A 16164-nucleotide genomic window follows, 5' to 3' on the forward strand; every position below is an offset into this window, starting at 1 on the left:
ACACTGCTGCAGGCCGCAGCCAGCGGCCCATGACCCATCTGCAAGAATTTCCGGAGACCTGTTCATGTTCAATCGCCGTTCCCTGCTGGCCAGCTCCGCTGCTGCCGGCCTGCCCCTGCTGATGCCCTGGCCTGCGCTGGCCCAGGGCCGCAAGGACAGTGTCACGCTGGCGATGACGCTGGAGCCGCCGGGGCTGGACCCCACGGCCGGCGCCGCATCGTCCATTGGCGAGATCGTGCTCTACAACCTGTTCGAGACGCTGACCAAGATCAATCCGGACGGCAGCGTCTCCCCGCTGCTGGCCGAAAGCTGGGAGGTCTCGCCCGACCTCAAGACCTACACCTTCCGCCTGCGCAAGGGTGTGAGTTTCCAGAACGGCGAGCCCTGCAACGCCCACAGCGTGAAGTACTCCTTCGACCGCGCGGGCGACGACAAGAGCACCAACAAGGACAAGCGCACCTTCGCCGCCCTGTCCACGCGCGTGGTGGATGACCACACGGTGGTCGTCACCAACAAGGACATCGACCCCGACTTCCTCTTCGTGCTGGGGCAGGCGACCTCCATCATCGTGGAGCCCAAGAGCGCTGCCACCAACGCCACGCGCCCCGTGGGCACGGGCCCCTACCAGCTGGGCAACTGGAACAAGGGCGCCTCGGTCACGCTCACGGCCTGGCCCCGGTACCGCACGGCCCCCGGCCTGCGCATTCGCCGTGCCACCTTCCGCTTCATCTCCGACCCTGCAGCCCAGGTGGCCGCACTGCTGGCCGGCGATGTCGACGCCTTCCCGCGCGTCACGCCGCGCAGCGTGGCCCAGTTCAAGGCCAACGGGCGCTTCCAGGTCGTGGTCAGCGGCTCGCGGGCCAAGACCATCCTGGCCATGAACAACGCGCGCAAGCCCTTGAACGATGCGCGGGTGCGCCGCGCCATCGCCGCCGCCATCGACCGCAAGGCCGTCATCGACGGCGCGGGCGACGGCTACGGCCTGCCCATTGGCAGCTACTACGTGCCCACGGCCTTCGGCTACGTGGACACCACGGGCATCAACCCCTTCGACGTGGAAAAGGCCAAGGCGCTGCTGGCCGAGGCCGGCGTCAAGACGCCGCTGGAGCTGACCATGACCCTGCCGCCCACGCCCTACGCGCGCCAGGGCGGCGAGGTGATTGCCGCGCAGCTGGCCAAGATCGGCATCCGAGCCAAGCTGCAGAACGTCGAATGGGCGCAGTGGCTGTCGGGCACCTACACGCTCAAGAACTACGACCTGACGCTGATCTCCCATGTCGAGCCCTTCGACCTGGGCAACTTCGCCAAGCCCGACTACTACTGGGGCTACCAGTCGTCCCAGTTCAACGAGCTGTACGACAAGATCAAGAACGCCTCGCGCCCCGCCGACCGCTCGCGCCTGCTGGGCGATGCGCAGCGCCTGCTGGCCCAGGATTGCGTGCACGCCTTCCTCTACACGCCCCAATGGGTCACCGTGGCCAACAAGAACCTGCGCGGACTGTGGAAGGACATGCCCGTCTTCGTCAACGATCTCTCAGCACTGTCCTGGGCCACCTGAACCGCGCACAGGCTGAGCCACAGGCGACAGGCGCGCCGGTGGCACCGGGCCACACTGCGCCAGATCTGCCGCAAGAACCGCCATCTTCGAGGAAGCCGCGATGACTGGAACGACACAGGCCCTGCACGACCTGCCCGCCCATGCGCTGCTGCGCGCCTACCGGGACCGCAGCCTCTCGCCCGTCGAGGTCATGCACGACCTGCTGGCCCATGTGCAGCGCTGGGAGCCGGCCCTGCACGCCACCTACCTGCTGCGCCCCGAGGCCGCCCTGGCCCGGGCCCGCGAGAGCGAGGCCCGCTGGCTGCGCGGCGAGCCGGCCGGCCTGCTCGACGGCGTTCCCGCCACGGTCAAGGACAACATCGCCACGCGCGGCGATCCCACGCCCGTGGGCACGGCCGCCATGCCGCAGGTCGCGGCCCCGCTGGATGCCCCACCCGCAGCGCGCCTGCGCGAGGCAGGCGCCATCCTTTTCGCCAAGACCACCATGCCCGACTACGGCATGCTGTCGTCCGGCCTGTCCTCGCTGCACGGCAACACCTTCAATCCCTGGGATCCGGACAAGACGCCGGGCGGCTCCAGCGCCGGTGCGGGCGCCGCTGCGGCGGCCGGCTACGGGCCGCTGCACGTGGGCACGGACATCGGCGGCTCCATCCGCCTGCCGGCGGGCTGGTGCGGCATCTTCGGCCTCAAGCCCAGCCTGGGCCGCGTGCCCATCGACCCGCCATACACCGGCCGCTGCGCAGGTCCCATGACCCGCAGCGTGGCCGACGCCGCGCTGATGATGCAGGTGCTGTCCCTGCCCGATGCACGCGACAGCATGGGCCTGCCGCACCAGGAGATTGCATGGCACAGCTTCGACATGGACCCTGCCCAGGTGCGCGGCCTGCGCATAGGCCTGCTGCTGGATGCCGGCTGCGGCCTGCCCCTGCAGCCCCGCGTGCGCGCCGTGGTGGAGCAGGCTGCGGCTTGGCTGGAATCGGCCGGCGCGCACATCGAGCGCATCGAGCCCTGGCTCACCCGCGACATGCTCGACGGCCTCGACCATTTCTGGCGCATGCGATCGCATGTGGAAATCCAGTCGCTGACGGATGCGCAGCGCCGCGTGATCCTGCCCTTCATCCGCGAATGGGCCGACAGTGCCGCGCCACTGACAGCCACGCAGCTGTTCGTGGCCAGCCAGCAGTCGCACCTTCTGCGCACGGCCACGGTGCGGGCCACGGCGGCCTACGACTATGTGCTGTCGCCCGTGGCGCCGATCACGGCTTTCCCGGCCCACCTGCCCAGCCCCACCAACGACCCGCTGCGGCCGCTGGAGCACATTGCCTTTACCGTGCCCTACAACATGTCCGAACAGCCCGCCGCATCCGTGCCCTGCGGGCATGACGGGCAGCTGCCCATAGGCGTGCAGATCGCAGGCCGCCGGTTCGACGACCTGGGCGTGCTCCGGCTCAGCCGGGTGCTGGAGCAGTTGCGCCCACCCCAGCCTGCCTGGCCACAGCCCGTTCAGTCGGGCCAGGACCGGGCGCAGACTGCATCGGCTACTCCAGCCTGATTCCCGCCTCCTTCACGATGCGCGCCCAGCGCGGCATGTCGCGCGCCATGACGGAGGCCAATTCCTCGGGCGTGCCGCCCACCGGGCGCAGGCCCATGGAGGCCAGGCGGCCGCTGAGTTCGGGCGTGGCCACGATGCGCCGCACCTCCGCCGAGAGCCGGTCCACGATGGGCCGGGGCGTTCCCGCCGCCACGAAGGTGGCGAACCAGCCATTGGCCTCGAAGCCGGCCAGACCCAGCTCGGCAAACGTGGGCACCTCGGGCAGCGCCGGGTGGCGCTGCATGCCGGTGATGGCCAGGATGCGGATCTTGTCCGACTTCAGGTGCGCATTGGCCGAGGACACATCGATGAAGCCCGACGACAGCTGCCCGCCCAGCACGTCGTTGACCAGCGGCGCCGCGCCCTTGTAGGGAATCAGCGCCAGGTCCAGCCCGGCCCTGGCGCGCAGCAGCTCGCCATGCATGTGCGAGGAGGTGCCGTTGCCGTAGTTGCCGTTGCTGTACTTGCCCGGATGGGCCTTGACCAGGGCGATGAACGCCTGCAGCGTCGTGGCCGGCACGTCGCGCGGCACCACGAACAGGTCCGAGGACAGGGCCACCTGCGATACGGGGGCAAAGTCCTTGAGCACGTCATAGGGCATCCTGGCGTACAGCGCAGGCGACTGGATCATGGCCGTGATCCCCAGCAGCAGCGTGTAGCCGTCTGGCGGCGACTTGGCCACCACGTCGCCGCCGATGATGCCGCTGGAGCCCGGCCGGTTCTCCACCACCACGGGCTGGCCCCAGGCCTGGCTCAGTTGCTGGGCAATGATGCGCCCGATGATGTCGGTGCCACCGCCTGCCGGGTAGGGAATCACCATGCGCAGCGGCTTGGACGGGTAGGCACCGCCTGCCGGCTGTGCAAAGGCGATCGGCGATGCCGTTCCCAGGGCGGCACCCAGTGAGGCGCTGGCAGCGCATGCCAGCGCCGCCCGCAGGCAGCCGCGTCGGCTCGATTCCATGGCTTGTCTCCTTGTCCTTCGGTGCTCCGCCCTCGTTGGCGGGGCGGTGTGCCCTGCCGCAGTGGCAGGGTCCATGGACAGTGTGGCCACCAGGCCTTCAGCCACCAATCGCCGATCGTCTCAAAATGATTGGCAAAAAAGATCAGCGGCCGCGATGCTGGGCCTGCCGGTAGGCGCCCGGCGGCAGGCCGGTCCAGCCCTTGAAGGCGCGGTGGAAGGTGCTGGCCTCGGCAAACCCCACGCGCGCGGCGATATCGGCCAGCGTCAGCTCCGGCCGGTTCAGCAGCTCGATGGCCGCGTCGCGGCGCAGGTCGTCCTTGAGAGATTGGAAACCCAGGCCTTCGTCGCGCAAGCGGCGGCGCAGCGTCTGCGGCGTCATGGACAGCGCGGCGCCGACCTGCTCCAGCGAAGGCAGCTCGCCCGCCAGATCGCGGCGCAGCAGGCGGCGGATGCGCTCGCCCAGGCGCGTGCGGTCGCGGTAGCGGATGACCAGGCCCATGGCCGCCTGGTCCAGGAATTCGGCCAGGCTCTCAGGGGTCTGCACCACGGGCAGCTCCAGCCAGCGCGCATCGAACTCCAGCCCCGTGAAGTCGCGGTCGCGCTGCAGCGGCGCCAGGAACAGGCGCTGCGCCTCCGTGCCATACGGCATGCTGGCGCCGGCCGGCGCGCACACGCCCGTCAGCTCTATCCTGCGCGACACCAGCCACGACATGACGCCATAGCCCAGAAAGCAGAAGGACCGCTCGGCATAGGCCAGCGGCGCATCGCGCTCGCGCAGCGACACCATGGCGATGCGGGCCACGCCGTCCACGACCTGCAGCCGGGGCGCGAAGTCGCGCAGCACCAGGCGGTAGAAACGCAGCCCGGCCTGCAATGCCTCGCCCAGCGTGCGGCAGGGCAGCATGGTGCGGCAGGCCTGGGCAAAACTGCCCACGGGCAGCGGATGGCGGCACAGGCCCCACAGCTCGTCGCGGCAGACGCGGCGCAGCACGCGGATCAGCGCCGCGTACTGCGCCTGGGTCACGCGCGACAGCGGCGCATCCAGCAGGGCAGGCGCAATGCCGGCGCGGCGCAGGATGGCTGGCACATCCATGCCATTGCGCTGCACGCCCTGCACGATCTGCAGGACCTGGACGATGGCAATGGTGTGGGCCGTGGTCTGTGGCATGGGTTGGATGAGGACGCCGCTGCTCATGGCGCCAAGGGGCGTGAGCGAAAAAGCATGGAGGGACTGTGCCACGGCCCCGCATTAGTGTGAACAGGCCCTAGCGCTGCACCAGCGCCAGCCGCACCGCCATGCCCAGGAACACCAGCCCGGCCACGCGGTTGAGCCAGTTCTGCGCACGCACGGATCGCTGCAGCAGCACGCCGAACCAGCCCGAGCAGCATGCGATGGCACCGAACACCAGCAGCGCCGCCAGCATGAACACGCAGCCCAGCACCATCACCTGCGTGGCCACGCCGCCGCTCGCGGGGTCCGCGAACTGCGGCAGAAAGGCCAGGAAGAAGATCAGCACCTTGGGGTTGGTGAGGTTCATCACCACGCCACGCCCCACCCAGCGCAGCGCCCGTGCGGGGGTCAGCGGGTCGGCTGCGCCGGCCTGCGGCATCTCGCCCGGCCGGGCCACGGCGCGCAGCGCACCCCAGGCCAGCCAGGCCAGGTAGGCGGCGCCGCACAGCTTGATGGCGGTGAACAGCAGGGGCGACGCAGCCACCAGTGCCGCCAAACCCAGCGCAACCGCCGCCGTATGCACCACCAGCCCCAGGCACAGGCCCAGTACCACGCACAGGCCCACGCGCCAGCCGCGCTGGGCCGATTGCATGAGCACGAACAGGTTGTCAGGCCCCGGGCTCAGGCCCAGCAGCACGGCCACGCCGAAAAAGGCCAGCAAGGTTTCAAAGGTGGGCATCGCTTGTCTCTTCCCGATTCGAGTATTTCAGTGCGGCGCAGATCAGGCCTGGGCCGTGACGATCCAGCCTTCCAGCGGGTCCAGGTCGTGCGGCAACCCGTAGAGCGCATCGCCCTGCGCATGGCGGGCCGCGGCCCAGGCGGCCTGCAGCATGCAGATTGCGGCGTCCAGCCGGTCTCCGCTGCCGTCCGCCAGCAACTGGTTGCGGGTTTCTTCGGCGTCGATACGCAGGCGCAACGCCAGCGGGTTGTCGCCGCGCTCCAGCGCCGCCAGCAATTGCACGCGCGCCTGATGGCGTTCGGGCGTTTGCCGTGCGGGTTCGTCGCTTTTGTAGCTGAGGCGGCCGATCACGGCGCGCGCCAGCATGCCCGGGTAGGCTTCCAGCGCCACGCGGCGCGCATCGCCTTTGCCGGGAGGCTGCAGGCCTGGCAGGTGCACGCCGGCCGCGCGCAGCAAGGGCAGCCCGGCATGCAGCATGTAGGCCACGGGCGGGTTCACCCATTTCATGGAAGGGCTGGCACCGGCAGGCCCTTCCGTGGCCCGGTGCGCGAACTTTCCGCCTGCGGGCCGCGCCGCGCAAAAGGCCTTGAACTGCTCGCGTATGGCCTGGCGCGTGAGGCCGGCGTAGTGGTCCATGCAGGCCGCCCATTCCGTGGGCCAGCCCAGCTGCTCCACCAGTTCGCGCGGCAGGGCAAAAGGCAGGTCGAAACCGCCCACCCAGGCCGACTGCGCCGAATCGGCAGGCCGGGCCAGCCAGGCGGCCCATGCGTCCAGCGAGGCGAACTCCAGCAAATCCTGCAGGACCACCGTGTCCCCAGCCAGCAGGCGGCCCAGGGCCATGGTGATGGGCTTGCGCGCCGTAGGTCGGCTGCTGAAATCGCAGCCCAGTACCCGCATTGCCGCCATGGTGCTCAGCCCAGGCCCAGCGCCGTCACACCGACGGCAATGCACACGGCGCCCGCAATGCGTGCCAGGCGATCGCCTTCACGCAGCATGTGCCCGCCGATCAGCGCCGCGAACAGCATGGAGACTTCGCGCGCAGGCGCCACGTGCGACATGGGCGCATCCTGCATGGCGTAGAGCACGAGCACGTAGGCGATGGGGCTGATCAGCGCCACCAGGGCCGCGAAGCGCCACTGCGCGCGCCACAGATGCCGGGCCGTGGGCAGGTCGCGCAGCACCACGGGCGCCAGCAGGAACACGCGCACGAAGTTGCCCATGTAGTCGATGAGGATGGGCGACATCAGCAGCAGCTTCACGCCATAGCCGTCCACCACGGTGTAGCTGGCGATGAAGGCGCCCGTCAGCAGGCCGTACCACAGGCCCATCCTGAGCCGTTCGCGGGCTTCGGGATCATGGCGCGCGCGCAGCAGGCCGGGGCCTCCCGCGATCAGGAAGACGCCGACCACCACGCCGGCAATGCCCAGCACGCCCAACGAGGAAATCCGCTCACCCAGAAAGAGGATGGCCACCATGGACGACAGCAGCGGCCCCGAGCCGCGCGCCAGCGGATAGACCACGGTGAGGTCCGCGCTGCGGTAGCCACGCAGCAAGGTCACGTAGTAGGCCACGTGCAGCAGGCCGCTGGCCAGCACCACCAGCCATTCGTTGCGGCCCCATGTGGGCACCACATCGCGCCCCACCCACCAGCCCAGCGGCGCCCAGATCACCATCATGATGACCGAGGTGAAGAAGGCAAAGCGCGAATCACCGCCCGCCTTCTTGGCCACGATGTTCCAGCCGGCATGGATGAGGCCGGCAATGATGATCAGGGCAAAGGCTTGCAGCGACATGGGCAGGTCCGGGGAAAGCGGGGCGGGGCGCGGGAAAGAAAAAAGGCCGCGCACTGCGCAGCCTGGGGTGTTGTGTGAGGCGTCCGGGGACGCCACCCCGGGGATTTACTTGCGGCTGGACACCAGCGAGAGGAACTCGCGGCGCAGTTCCGGGTTGGTGAGGAAGGCGCCGCGCATGACGGAGTTCAGCATCTTGCTGTCCATCTCGCGCACACCGCGCCAGGACATGCAAAAGTGCGAAGCCTCCATGACCACGGCCAGGCCGTCGGGGCGGGTCTTGTCGAGGATCAGGTCGGCCAGCTGGATGATGGCCTCTTCCTGGATCTGGGGACGGCCCATGATCCAGTCCACCAGCCGCGCGTACTTCGACAGGCCGATGACATTGGTGTTCTTGTTGGGCAGCACGCCGATCCAGATCTTGCCGATCACCGGGCACAGATGGTGGCTGCAGGCGCTGCGCACCGTGATCGGGCCGACGATCATCAGCTCGTTGAGGTGCTCGGCGTTGGGGAACTCGGTGATGGCGGGCTGCGCCACGTAGCGGCCCCGGAACACCTCGTTGACATACATCTTGGCCACGCGGCGCGCCGTGGCGCGCGTGTTGTGGTCGTGCGTGGTGTCGATGACCATGCTGTCGAGCACGCCCTGCATCTTTTCCTGGACTTCGTCGAGCAGCTGCTCGAGTTCACCGGGCTCGATGAATTCGGAGATGTTGTCGTTCGCATGAAAGCGCTTTTGCGCCTGCTTCAGTCGTTCGCGGATCTTGACCGAGACGGGGGTGCCCTCGGCCTGGCTGTCTTGTTTCATGTCGACGAGTTCTCTGAACATGGCTGGCATGGTAACAGCGAAACCCGCAGCATGGCACGCAAGGGATTTTCCACCCAAACGCAGGTTCTGCCCGCCCCGAAAGCTATCAATTCGATAGCAAAAGAGTGGCGTGTGTCAGAGCGGCCAGGGCTAGAGGCGGAATTCCGCAATCAGCGGCAGATGGTCCGACATGCGCCACCAGATGCGCCCCTTGGGCACATGCAGGCCCAGCGGCGTGAGGCCGCGCACATAGACGTGGTCCAGCTGGGCCAGCGGCAGGCGCGAGGGATAGGTGGGCACGCTGGGCAATTCGTCGTATTCGTACAGGCCGAAACCGCCCAGCATGCGCTTGATCTGGCCACCCCAGTCGTTGAAGTCGCCAGCCACCACCACGGGCGCGCCCGGCGGCACCTCTCGCTCGATGAAGCGCTTGAGCTGTGAGACCTGGCGCACGCGGCTGCCGGGGATCAGCCCCAGGTGCACCACGATGGTGTGCACGCGCCGGTTCTGCACCTCCACCTCCACATGCAGCAGGCCCCGCTGCTCGAAGCGGTGGTCGGAGATGTCCTCGTGCTGATGGCCCACCACGGGCCAGCGGGTGAGCAGCGCGTTGCCATGCTCGCCATGGCGCGTGTAGGCATTGGTGCGGTAGACGGCCTCGTAGCCCAGGGGAGCCAGGTACTCCGCCTGCGACACCTGGGGCCAGCGCTCGAAGTACGCGGCCTCCTTGTGGTTCATCTTGCGCACTTCCTGCAGGCAGACGATGTCGGCATCGAGCTGCTCCACGGCGTGGCCCAGGTTGTGGATTTCAAGGCGGCGCGCGGGACCCATGCCCTGCACGCCCTTGTGGATGTTGTAGGTCGCGACGCGCAGTATCGACGGGCCGGGGTCCACCTGATGGGAATTCGCGTTTTCAGTCATGGCGGTTCGGGAACGCAGGTGAGGGGTTCAGTCCGGCTTCGTTGGGGAAAAACGTGGAAGCAGCAAGATGGCCTCCGCATTGGACGGTGAATAGCAGCGCTGGGCAGCCTCACGCCAATGATGCCAAGCAGATGCGGTATGTTCCCTCGGATTCAAGAACACAGGGGTGTAGGACGGAATCCGCAGCCCGAAAACCCTCTCGCGGTTGTGCCATACACCGGGCGCATAGCGGTGCTGCCAGGCAGGGTAGATGGTGTAGATGTTCTCCAGCGCCCAGTCCTGCAGCAGGCAGCCGGGCGCCTCGGCATCGATGCCGGTCTCTTCCCGCACCTCGCGCACCGCGGTCTCGCGCCAGGACTCGCCCTCATGGTCCTTGCTGCCCGTCACCGACTGCCAGAACTCCCCGCCCTCAGGCGCCGGTGCCGTGCGGCGCATCAGCAGCACCTGGCCGTCATCACGGTGGATGACGACCAGCACCGACTCGGGGATCTTGTGGCCGGCCATGGCTGGCCTCAGTTCCTGCCCTGCCCGGCCTTGGTGGCCACCGGCGGTGGCAGCTCCTTGGCCTGCAGCGCGCGCACCTGGAAGACCAGCTGGTTGTGCGCATCCAGAAAGGCAGCGGCGATGACCTTGCCCTCGTTGGTATTGCTCCAGCCCGCGCCCGCAGCGCCCAGGCGGCCCAGCACCATGCCGCCCACGCCCAGATCGGTGGTGCGGGCTGCACCCGTGGCAGCGGCCACCTGCTCGGTGGTTTCGTTGTCCGACAGCAGCAGCGCGGTCTGCGCCTCCTTGAACTTGACCTGCTCGACCAGGCCGGCCAGCCCTGCAATGTCTCGCAGCACCGGGATCATGGCGACCACGCCGGCCAGCCCGCGGCCCGCGTCCTGCTCGCTGAAGGTCAGGCTGGGCGTCAGCGTGTACTGGGCCTCGTAGCCCCGGCCCTTGCGCACCGTGGAGTTCTCGCGCAGCACGCCGGAATTCTTCAGGTCCTGCTCCTGCACCGTGCCGCGCAGGCCCGCTCCCCGGTCCACCACGCGAAAGCAGCCGCTTTGCTGGGCCAGCAGCTTGACCAGCGGAACGGGCGAGGCCGGCAGCTGATAGCCCGAGCCCATGACGTAGCCGTTGGGATTCTCGGCCAGGGCCAGCGTGGCCACGGGCGCATCGCAGCGCACGAGTTCGCGCGACCCGTTGTTCGCCCCCAGCGGCCCGGCAGAGCCCGTGATCTCCGAACCGCCCTGCCCCAGCTCGGTCTTCTTCTCGCCGCAACCGGACAGGCCCAGCCCTGCCGACACCGCCAACGCCAGCGCCACCGATGCAATGCCTTGAAAACGCATGAAAGCTCTCCGCAAAAAGAAAAACGGCAGAAGCTGCGCCAGCTCCTGCCGTTCCTGTCAAGCCGTGAAGCCTGCTCCTCAGCCCTGCGTGGCCGCCAGCGGATTGCGCAGGCGGATGTGCAGCTCGCGCAGCTGCTTTTCGTCCACGGGCGAAGGTGCCTGCGTCAGCAGGTCCTGGGCGCGCTGGGTCTTGGGGAAGGCGATCACGTCGCGGATGGAGTCGGCGCCCGTCATCAGCGTGATCAGGCGGTCCAGGCCGAAGGCCAGGCCGCCGTGCGGGGGGGCGCCGTACTGCAGCGCGTCCAGCAGGTAGCCGAACTTGGCGCGAGCGTCTTCGGGCGAGATCTTGAGCGCGTCAAACACCTTGCTCTGCACGTCGGCGCGGTGGATACGCACCGAGCCGCCGCCCAGCTCCCAGCCGTTCAGGACCATGTCGTAGGCCTTGGCCAGGCAGTTGCCCGGATCGGTGACCATGAGTTCCTCGTGGCCGTCCTTGGGCGAGGTGAACGGGTGGTGCACGGCCGCCCAGCGGTCGTTTTCCTCGTCGTGCTCGAACATGGGGAAGTCCACCACCCACAGCGGCGCCCAGCGGTCCTCGAACAGGCCGTTGGCCTTGCCGAAGTCGCTGTGGCCCACCTTCAGGCGCAGCGCGCCAATGGAGTCGTTGACGATCTTTTCCTTGTCGGCGCCGAAGAAGATGAGGTCGCCGTCCTGTGCACCCGTGCGCTTGAGGATTTCGGCAAGGGCTGCGTCATGCAGGTTCTTGACGATGGGCGACTGCAGGCCATCGCGGCCCTTGGCCACTTCGTTGACCTTGATCCAGGCCAGGCCCTTGGCGCCGTAGATCTTGACGAATTCGGTGTACTGGTCGATCTCGCCGCGCGAGATCTGCGAGCCGCCGGGCACGCGCAGTGCCACCACGCGGCCGCCCTTGGTCGTGGCGGGCGTGGAGAACACCTTGAAGTCCACGTCCTTCATGACCTCGGTCAGTTCGGTGAACTCGAGCTTGACGCGCAGGTCGGGCTTGTCCGAGCCGAAGCGGAAGGCCGCTTCCTGGTACGTCATCATCGGGAACTCGCCCAGATCCACGTTCAGCTGGGTCTTGAAGACCTCGGTGATCATGCGCTGGAAGATGGCGCGGATTTCCTCTTCGCCCAGGAACGAGGTCTCGCAGTCGATCTGCGTGAACTCGGGCTGGCGGTCGGCGCGCAGGTCTTCGTCGCGGAAGCACTTGGTGATCTGGTAGTAGCGGTCGTAGCCGGCCACCATCAGCATCTGCTTGTACAGCTGGGGCGACTGCGGAAGGGCGAAGAACTCGCCGTCGTGCACGCGGCTGGGCACCAGGTAGTCGCGCGCGCCTTCGGGCGTGCTCTTGCCCAGCATGGGCGTTTCGATATCGATGAAGCCTTCCTTGTCCAGGAAGTTGCGCACCTGGATAGCCGTGCGGTAGCGCAGCATCATGTTGCGCTGCATGTAGGGGCGGCGCAGGTCCAGCACGCGGTTGGTCAGGCGCACGGTCTCGGACAGGTTCTCGTCGTCCAGCTGGAACGGCGGGGTGACCGAGGCGTTGAGCACGTTCAGCTCATGGCACAGCACTTCGATCTGGCCGCTCTTGAGCTTGTCGTTGGTCGTGCCTTCGGGACGTGCGCGCACCAGGCCCTTGACCTGCACGCAGAACTCGTTGCGCAGGCCTTCGGCGGTCTTGAACATCTCGGCGCGATCGGGATCGCAGACCACCTGCACATAGCCTTCGCGGTCGCGCAGGTCGATGAAGATCACACCGCCATGGTCGCGGCGACGGTTCACCCAGCCGCACAGGGTAACGGTTTCGCCCATCAGGGCTTCGGTCACGAGACCGCAGTAGTGGGAGCGCATGGCCATGATGAAAAGCTTCCTGCGCCCGGCAAGGGCGCGACAGTTTGTTATTTGGGTTCCGCGGGCACTGCGAGATCCGGTGGAGTCACCACGCCCATGGAAACAATGTACTTGAGCGCGGCATCCACGCTCATTTCCAGTTCGATGCAATCGCTCTTGCGAACGATGACGAAATAGCCGCCCGTCGGGTTGGGCGTGGTCGGCACGAAGACGCTCAGGTATTCGTCGCGCAGGTATGCGGCAACCTCCCCGCTGGGCGAGCCGGTGACGAAGGCCACGGTCCAGACGCCTTCACGAGGCCACTGCACCAGCACGGCGGTGCGAAACGCATTGCCGCTGTCCGAGAACACGGTATCGGACACCTGCTTGACGCTGGAATAGATGGAGCGCACCACAGGAATGCGGCTGACCACCGCATCGCCCCAGGACACGAGCTTGCGGCCGATGAAGTTGCTGGCCGCCGCACCGACCACGAGCAGGATCAGCAGCGTCAGCACGACACCGAAGCCGGGGATATGGAAGCCCAGCAACCGATCCGGATGCCAGGCCTCGGGCAGGATGGTCAGCGTCTGGTCGAGCGTGCCGATGATCCAGTTGAGCACGCCCAGCGTGATCACCAGCGGAACGATCACCAGCAGGCCGGCGAACAGCCATTTGCGCAGAGCGGACATGAAATGCAAGCCTTGATCAATGGGCCGTTGCGGGCGCGGAGGCAGATGCAGGGGCCGCAGCGGGCGCGGACGCAGTTGCCGCTGGTGCGGCAGAAGTATCCGAGGCAGGAGCATCGGCTGCGGGAGCCGGTGCGGCGGCGCTCTTGCCACCGCTGTTCTTGAAGTCGGTCGCATACCAGCCCGAGCCCTTGAGCTGGAAGCCGGCAGCTGTCAGCTGCTTGGAGAAGGTCTCGGCCCCGCAGGCCGGACAGGTCGTCAGCGGGGCATCCGAGATTTTCCGCAGCACGTCCTTGGCATGACCGCAGGAGCCACACTTGTATGCATAAATAGGCATGGCGCTAATGCTAATACGAGGGAAGATGCAAAACTTTCGATTATAGGCATCCGTCCGATACTGCGGCTGTCTCAAGCCCAATGGCCCAGGCGGGGCAGGCCACAAGGCGCGCGTACAGGGCCGGCAACTGGTGGCCTCCAATGAGAAATGCCAGTCGCGGAGACTGGCATTCCATCAGGCCCGACCGCCCCCGCTGCCGGGGGCTTGCCGCATCCGTGCTCAGCGCCGTACCCGGCCTCGCTGCGTTCCCAGGCCCGCCAGCATGACGGCCAGGCCCATCAGCACCAGGGCAGGCACCCCGGTGGCGGGGACCGGCTCCGGCGCCAACGCGGCAGCAACCACCAACTCCTGGTCACGCGAATTGTTGGCCGGCTCCGGGTCCGTGGTTCCACTGACCGCCGTCACGGTGGCTGTGAGGCTGCCCTGCGTGGTGGGCGTGAAGCTCACCGTGCAGGCAATGCTTGCGCCAGAGGCCAGCGGCGTGCCTGTCGGCACCGCAGGCGTGCATGAGGTGCTGGCATCTGCCGGCAGCCCTGCGATGGAACAATTGGCAAAGGCCGCCGCATTGGGGCCGGCATTCGTGCAGACGAAAGAACCCTTCACGGGAACACCCACGTTGGCGGTGGCCGGCAGCGTGACGCTGGTGGCCTGCATGTCGGCCCGCTCCACGGGATTGAAGGGGTGTGCCTTGGTGTTGTTGGCCGGCACCGGATCCACGGTGCTGCTGCTCGCCGTCACCAAGGCCGCGATGGTGCCCGTTGTGGTGGGCGTGAACTGCACCGTGCAGGCAATGCTGCCGCCCGATGCCAATGGCGAGGCCGTGGGAACGCTGGGTGTGCAGGACGTGGTCGCCCCGGCGGGCAGGCCGGAGATCACGCACGAGGCCGCCGTGGCCTCACTGGGGCCGGCATTGGTGCAGCTGAAGCTGCCGGATACTGGTGCGCCCACCGTCATGGTCGTGGGAAGCGTGATGGTGCTGGCCTGCATGTCGGCCGTTGGCTCAACCGCCAGCACAACCAGTGTGGCCGGCTGGTTCAGGCCGATCAGGGAGAGGTTGGAAGGACCGTTGGTGAAGCTGCCTGTCGCGGTCGGACGCACGTCGAGGCTCACCTCGCAAAAGGCGGCACCCTGGGCCAGGTCTCCGTTGGACACGGTCACGGTACTGCCACCTGCTGCTGCCTGCACGTTCGTGCCGGGGCAGGTGGTGCTGGCATTGCCCTCGACAACCAGTCCTGCAGGCAGGTTGTCGGTAAACGACCAGCCTTGCTTGCGCAGCAGATCGGTCGTATTGGTGATGGTCATGGTCAACCGGGAGACCTGCCCGAGTTGGATGCTGGCAGGCGAGAAGGCCTTGTCCAGCTGCGGCGTCACGTCGATGATCTGCGCGTTGTCGATCGACGAATCGTTGCCCATGAAACTGGTCTGGTCGTTGTGCAGGACAAACCCGACAGAAGCTCCGCTGAAGAGCAGGGCTCCGGGAGAGGTCACTGTCTGGGCCACAGCGGTCTGGGGGCCGGAAACACCGATAGAGGTTGTATTGAATGACTGTCCACCCACGCATGGATTGATCGCGGTCGTGGAGATGGGCAGTTCCGTACCAGCGTCATTGATCAGAGAAAAACGCAGCAGCGGGGCTGTAAATCCCGACGAGCAGAAGGTCGCCACCACATCGGTACGGGCCGTGAGAAATCTGCTGCTGGCACTTTGTGCAATATTGGTGGCGGTGCGAAAGGCAATTGCGCCAGCAGGAAAGGTCCCATTCGCTGTAAGCATTGCCATGACGTGATTGTTGCGTGCAGCCGCCGCACTCTGGCCCTGATAGCGCCCGACGACCTCGGCCATCTGCTGCAGGCTGTTCCAATTGCCCTGGACAGCGCACGCCGCAATCATGGCCGCCGAATTCGGATCCTGGCTGAAGGACGTGACTATGCCATTGCACTGGTTGGCGCTCATCCGGTACAGGGGGTCGGCGGTGTACGTCTGCCCCGCAGGGTCCGCGCCCTTGTAGGCCAGCAGATCCCGCCCCTCCGTGGCGATGGGGGGTGTCTGCGGGTTTTCGAAATCCTCGCTCCAGACGATGACCGGCGCGACCGGGATCCTCGGTGCAGCCATTGCCACCTGGCCGCACAGGGCTGGCACAAGCAAGGCGCCTCCAAGCCCTCCCCATCGCAATCGGACGCCGGCAGCAGTCCGCAGCCTCAGCCGGCAAGTCTTCGCAATCAGTTCCAGTGTTCTCATGACAGTGCTTCCTCCCAAGCGTTTGATTTCGGAGGTCCGCCGTACTGTCAGGATCTGTGCTTCATACCGCACATGTCAGCATCTTGGGACCTCCATGATCCCAAGCGCCAACTTTATAGAAAATAACTATCGATAATTGTGATCAATTGTTTTCCAGGTCACATTCAGGCA

The 16164-nt window shown here is 67.1% G+C and carries 15 protein-coding genes; 2 read left to right on the forward strand and 13 right to left on the reverse strand.

The features are described from left to right. Nucleotides 1–64 precede the first annotated feature (64 nt). Nucleotides 65–1558: an ABC transporter substrate-binding protein gene (locus AC5I49_RS15150; protein WP_034364072.1), complete on the forward strand. Its 1494-nt coding sequence runs from the start codon at nucleotides 65–67 to the stop codon at nucleotides 1556–1558. 100 nt (nucleotides 1559–1658) lie between these two features. Beyond that, nucleotides 1659–3110, forward strand: a complete 1452-nt coding sequence (locus AC5I49_RS15155; RefSeq protein ID WP_016445689.1) for an amidase — start codon at nucleotides 1659–1661, stop codon at nucleotides 3108–3110. Here the strand turns inward: AC5I49_RS15155 and AC5I49_RS15160 are convergent. From AC5I49_RS15160 to AC5I49_RS15220, 13 genes are all read right to left on the reverse strand, one after another. Continuing rightward, complete coding sequence (locus AC5I49_RS15160) at nucleotides 3097–4110, reverse strand: Bug family tripartite tricarboxylate transporter substrate binding protein (RefSeq protein ID WP_495789582.1); 1014 nt, start codon at nucleotides 4108–4110, stop codon at nucleotides 3097–3099. The two genes, AC5I49_RS15155 and AC5I49_RS15160, sit on opposite strands and share 14 nt — an antisense overlap. A gap of 142 nt (nucleotides 4111–4252) precedes the next feature. After that, nucleotides 4253–5278, reverse strand: coding sequence for an AraC family transcriptional regulator (locus AC5I49_RS15165; RefSeq protein ID WP_026062612.1), 1026 nt, complete (start codon nucleotides 5276–5278; stop codon nucleotides 4253–4255). A gap of 97 nt (nucleotides 5279–5375) precedes the next feature. Next, nucleotides 5376–6020: a LysE family translocator gene (locus tag AC5I49_RS15170; protein ID WP_495789583.1), complete on the reverse strand. Its 645-nt coding sequence runs from the start codon at nucleotides 6018–6020 to the stop codon at nucleotides 5376–5378. A gap of 42 nt (nucleotides 6021–6062) precedes the next feature. Further along, complete coding sequence (locus AC5I49_RS15175) at nucleotides 6063–6917, reverse strand: DUF429 domain-containing protein (protein ID WP_203400989.1); 855 nt, start codon at nucleotides 6915–6917, stop codon at nucleotides 6063–6065. Nucleotides 6918–6931: 14 nt separating this feature from the next. Next, nucleotides 6932–7813, reverse strand: coding sequence for an EamA family transporter (locus tag AC5I49_RS15180; RefSeq protein ID WP_016451038.1), 882 nt, complete (start codon nucleotides 7811–7813; stop codon nucleotides 6932–6934). Between the two features lie 105 nt (nucleotides 7814–7918). Further along, nucleotides 7919–8641, reverse strand: coding sequence for a GTP cyclohydrolase I (folE, locus tag AC5I49_RS15185; RefSeq protein ID WP_016445683.1), 723 nt, complete (start codon nucleotides 8639–8641; stop codon nucleotides 7919–7921). Nucleotides 8642–8770: 129 nt separating this feature from the next. Next, a complete protein-coding gene (locus tag AC5I49_RS15190) occupies nucleotides 8771–9541 on the reverse strand; it encodes an endonuclease/exonuclease/phosphatase family protein (RefSeq protein WP_016445682.1) in 771 nt (256 codons plus the stop codon). A gap of 27 nt (nucleotides 9542–9568) precedes the next feature. Next, complete coding sequence (nudB, locus tag AC5I49_RS15195; RefSeq protein WP_047468134.1) at nucleotides 9569–10045, reverse strand: dihydroneopterin triphosphate diphosphatase; 477 nt, start codon at nucleotides 10043–10045, stop codon at nucleotides 9569–9571. Nucleotides 10046–10053: 8 nt separating this feature from the next. Then, nucleotides 10054–10875, reverse strand: a complete 822-nt coding sequence (locus tag AC5I49_RS15200) for a CsgG/HfaB family protein (RefSeq protein WP_016445680.1) — start codon at nucleotides 10873–10875, stop codon at nucleotides 10054–10056. A 78-nt stretch (nucleotides 10876–10953) separates the two neighbouring features. Continuing rightward, complete coding sequence (gene aspS, locus AC5I49_RS15205; RefSeq protein WP_016445679.1) at nucleotides 10954–12756, reverse strand: aspartate--tRNA ligase; 1803 nt, start codon at nucleotides 12754–12756, stop codon at nucleotides 10954–10956. A gap of 41 nt (nucleotides 12757–12797) precedes the next feature. Then, nucleotides 12798–13421, reverse strand: a complete 624-nt coding sequence (locus tag AC5I49_RS15210) for a DUF502 domain-containing protein (RefSeq protein ID WP_016445678.1) — start codon at nucleotides 13419–13421, stop codon at nucleotides 12798–12800. 16 nt (nucleotides 13422–13437) lie between these two features. Continuing rightward, nucleotides 13438–13755, reverse strand: a complete 318-nt coding sequence (locus tag AC5I49_RS15215; RefSeq protein ID WP_016445677.1) for an FmdB family zinc ribbon protein — start codon at nucleotides 13753–13755, stop codon at nucleotides 13438–13440. Between the two features lie 219 nt (nucleotides 13756–13974). Then, nucleotides 13975–15993, reverse strand: coding sequence for a DUF7933 domain-containing protein (locus AC5I49_RS15220; protein ID WP_267178046.1), 2019 nt, complete (start codon nucleotides 15991–15993; stop codon nucleotides 13975–13977). Nucleotides 15994–16164: the final 171 nt, after the last annotated feature.

This window comes from Delftia sp., assembly GCF_059499305.1.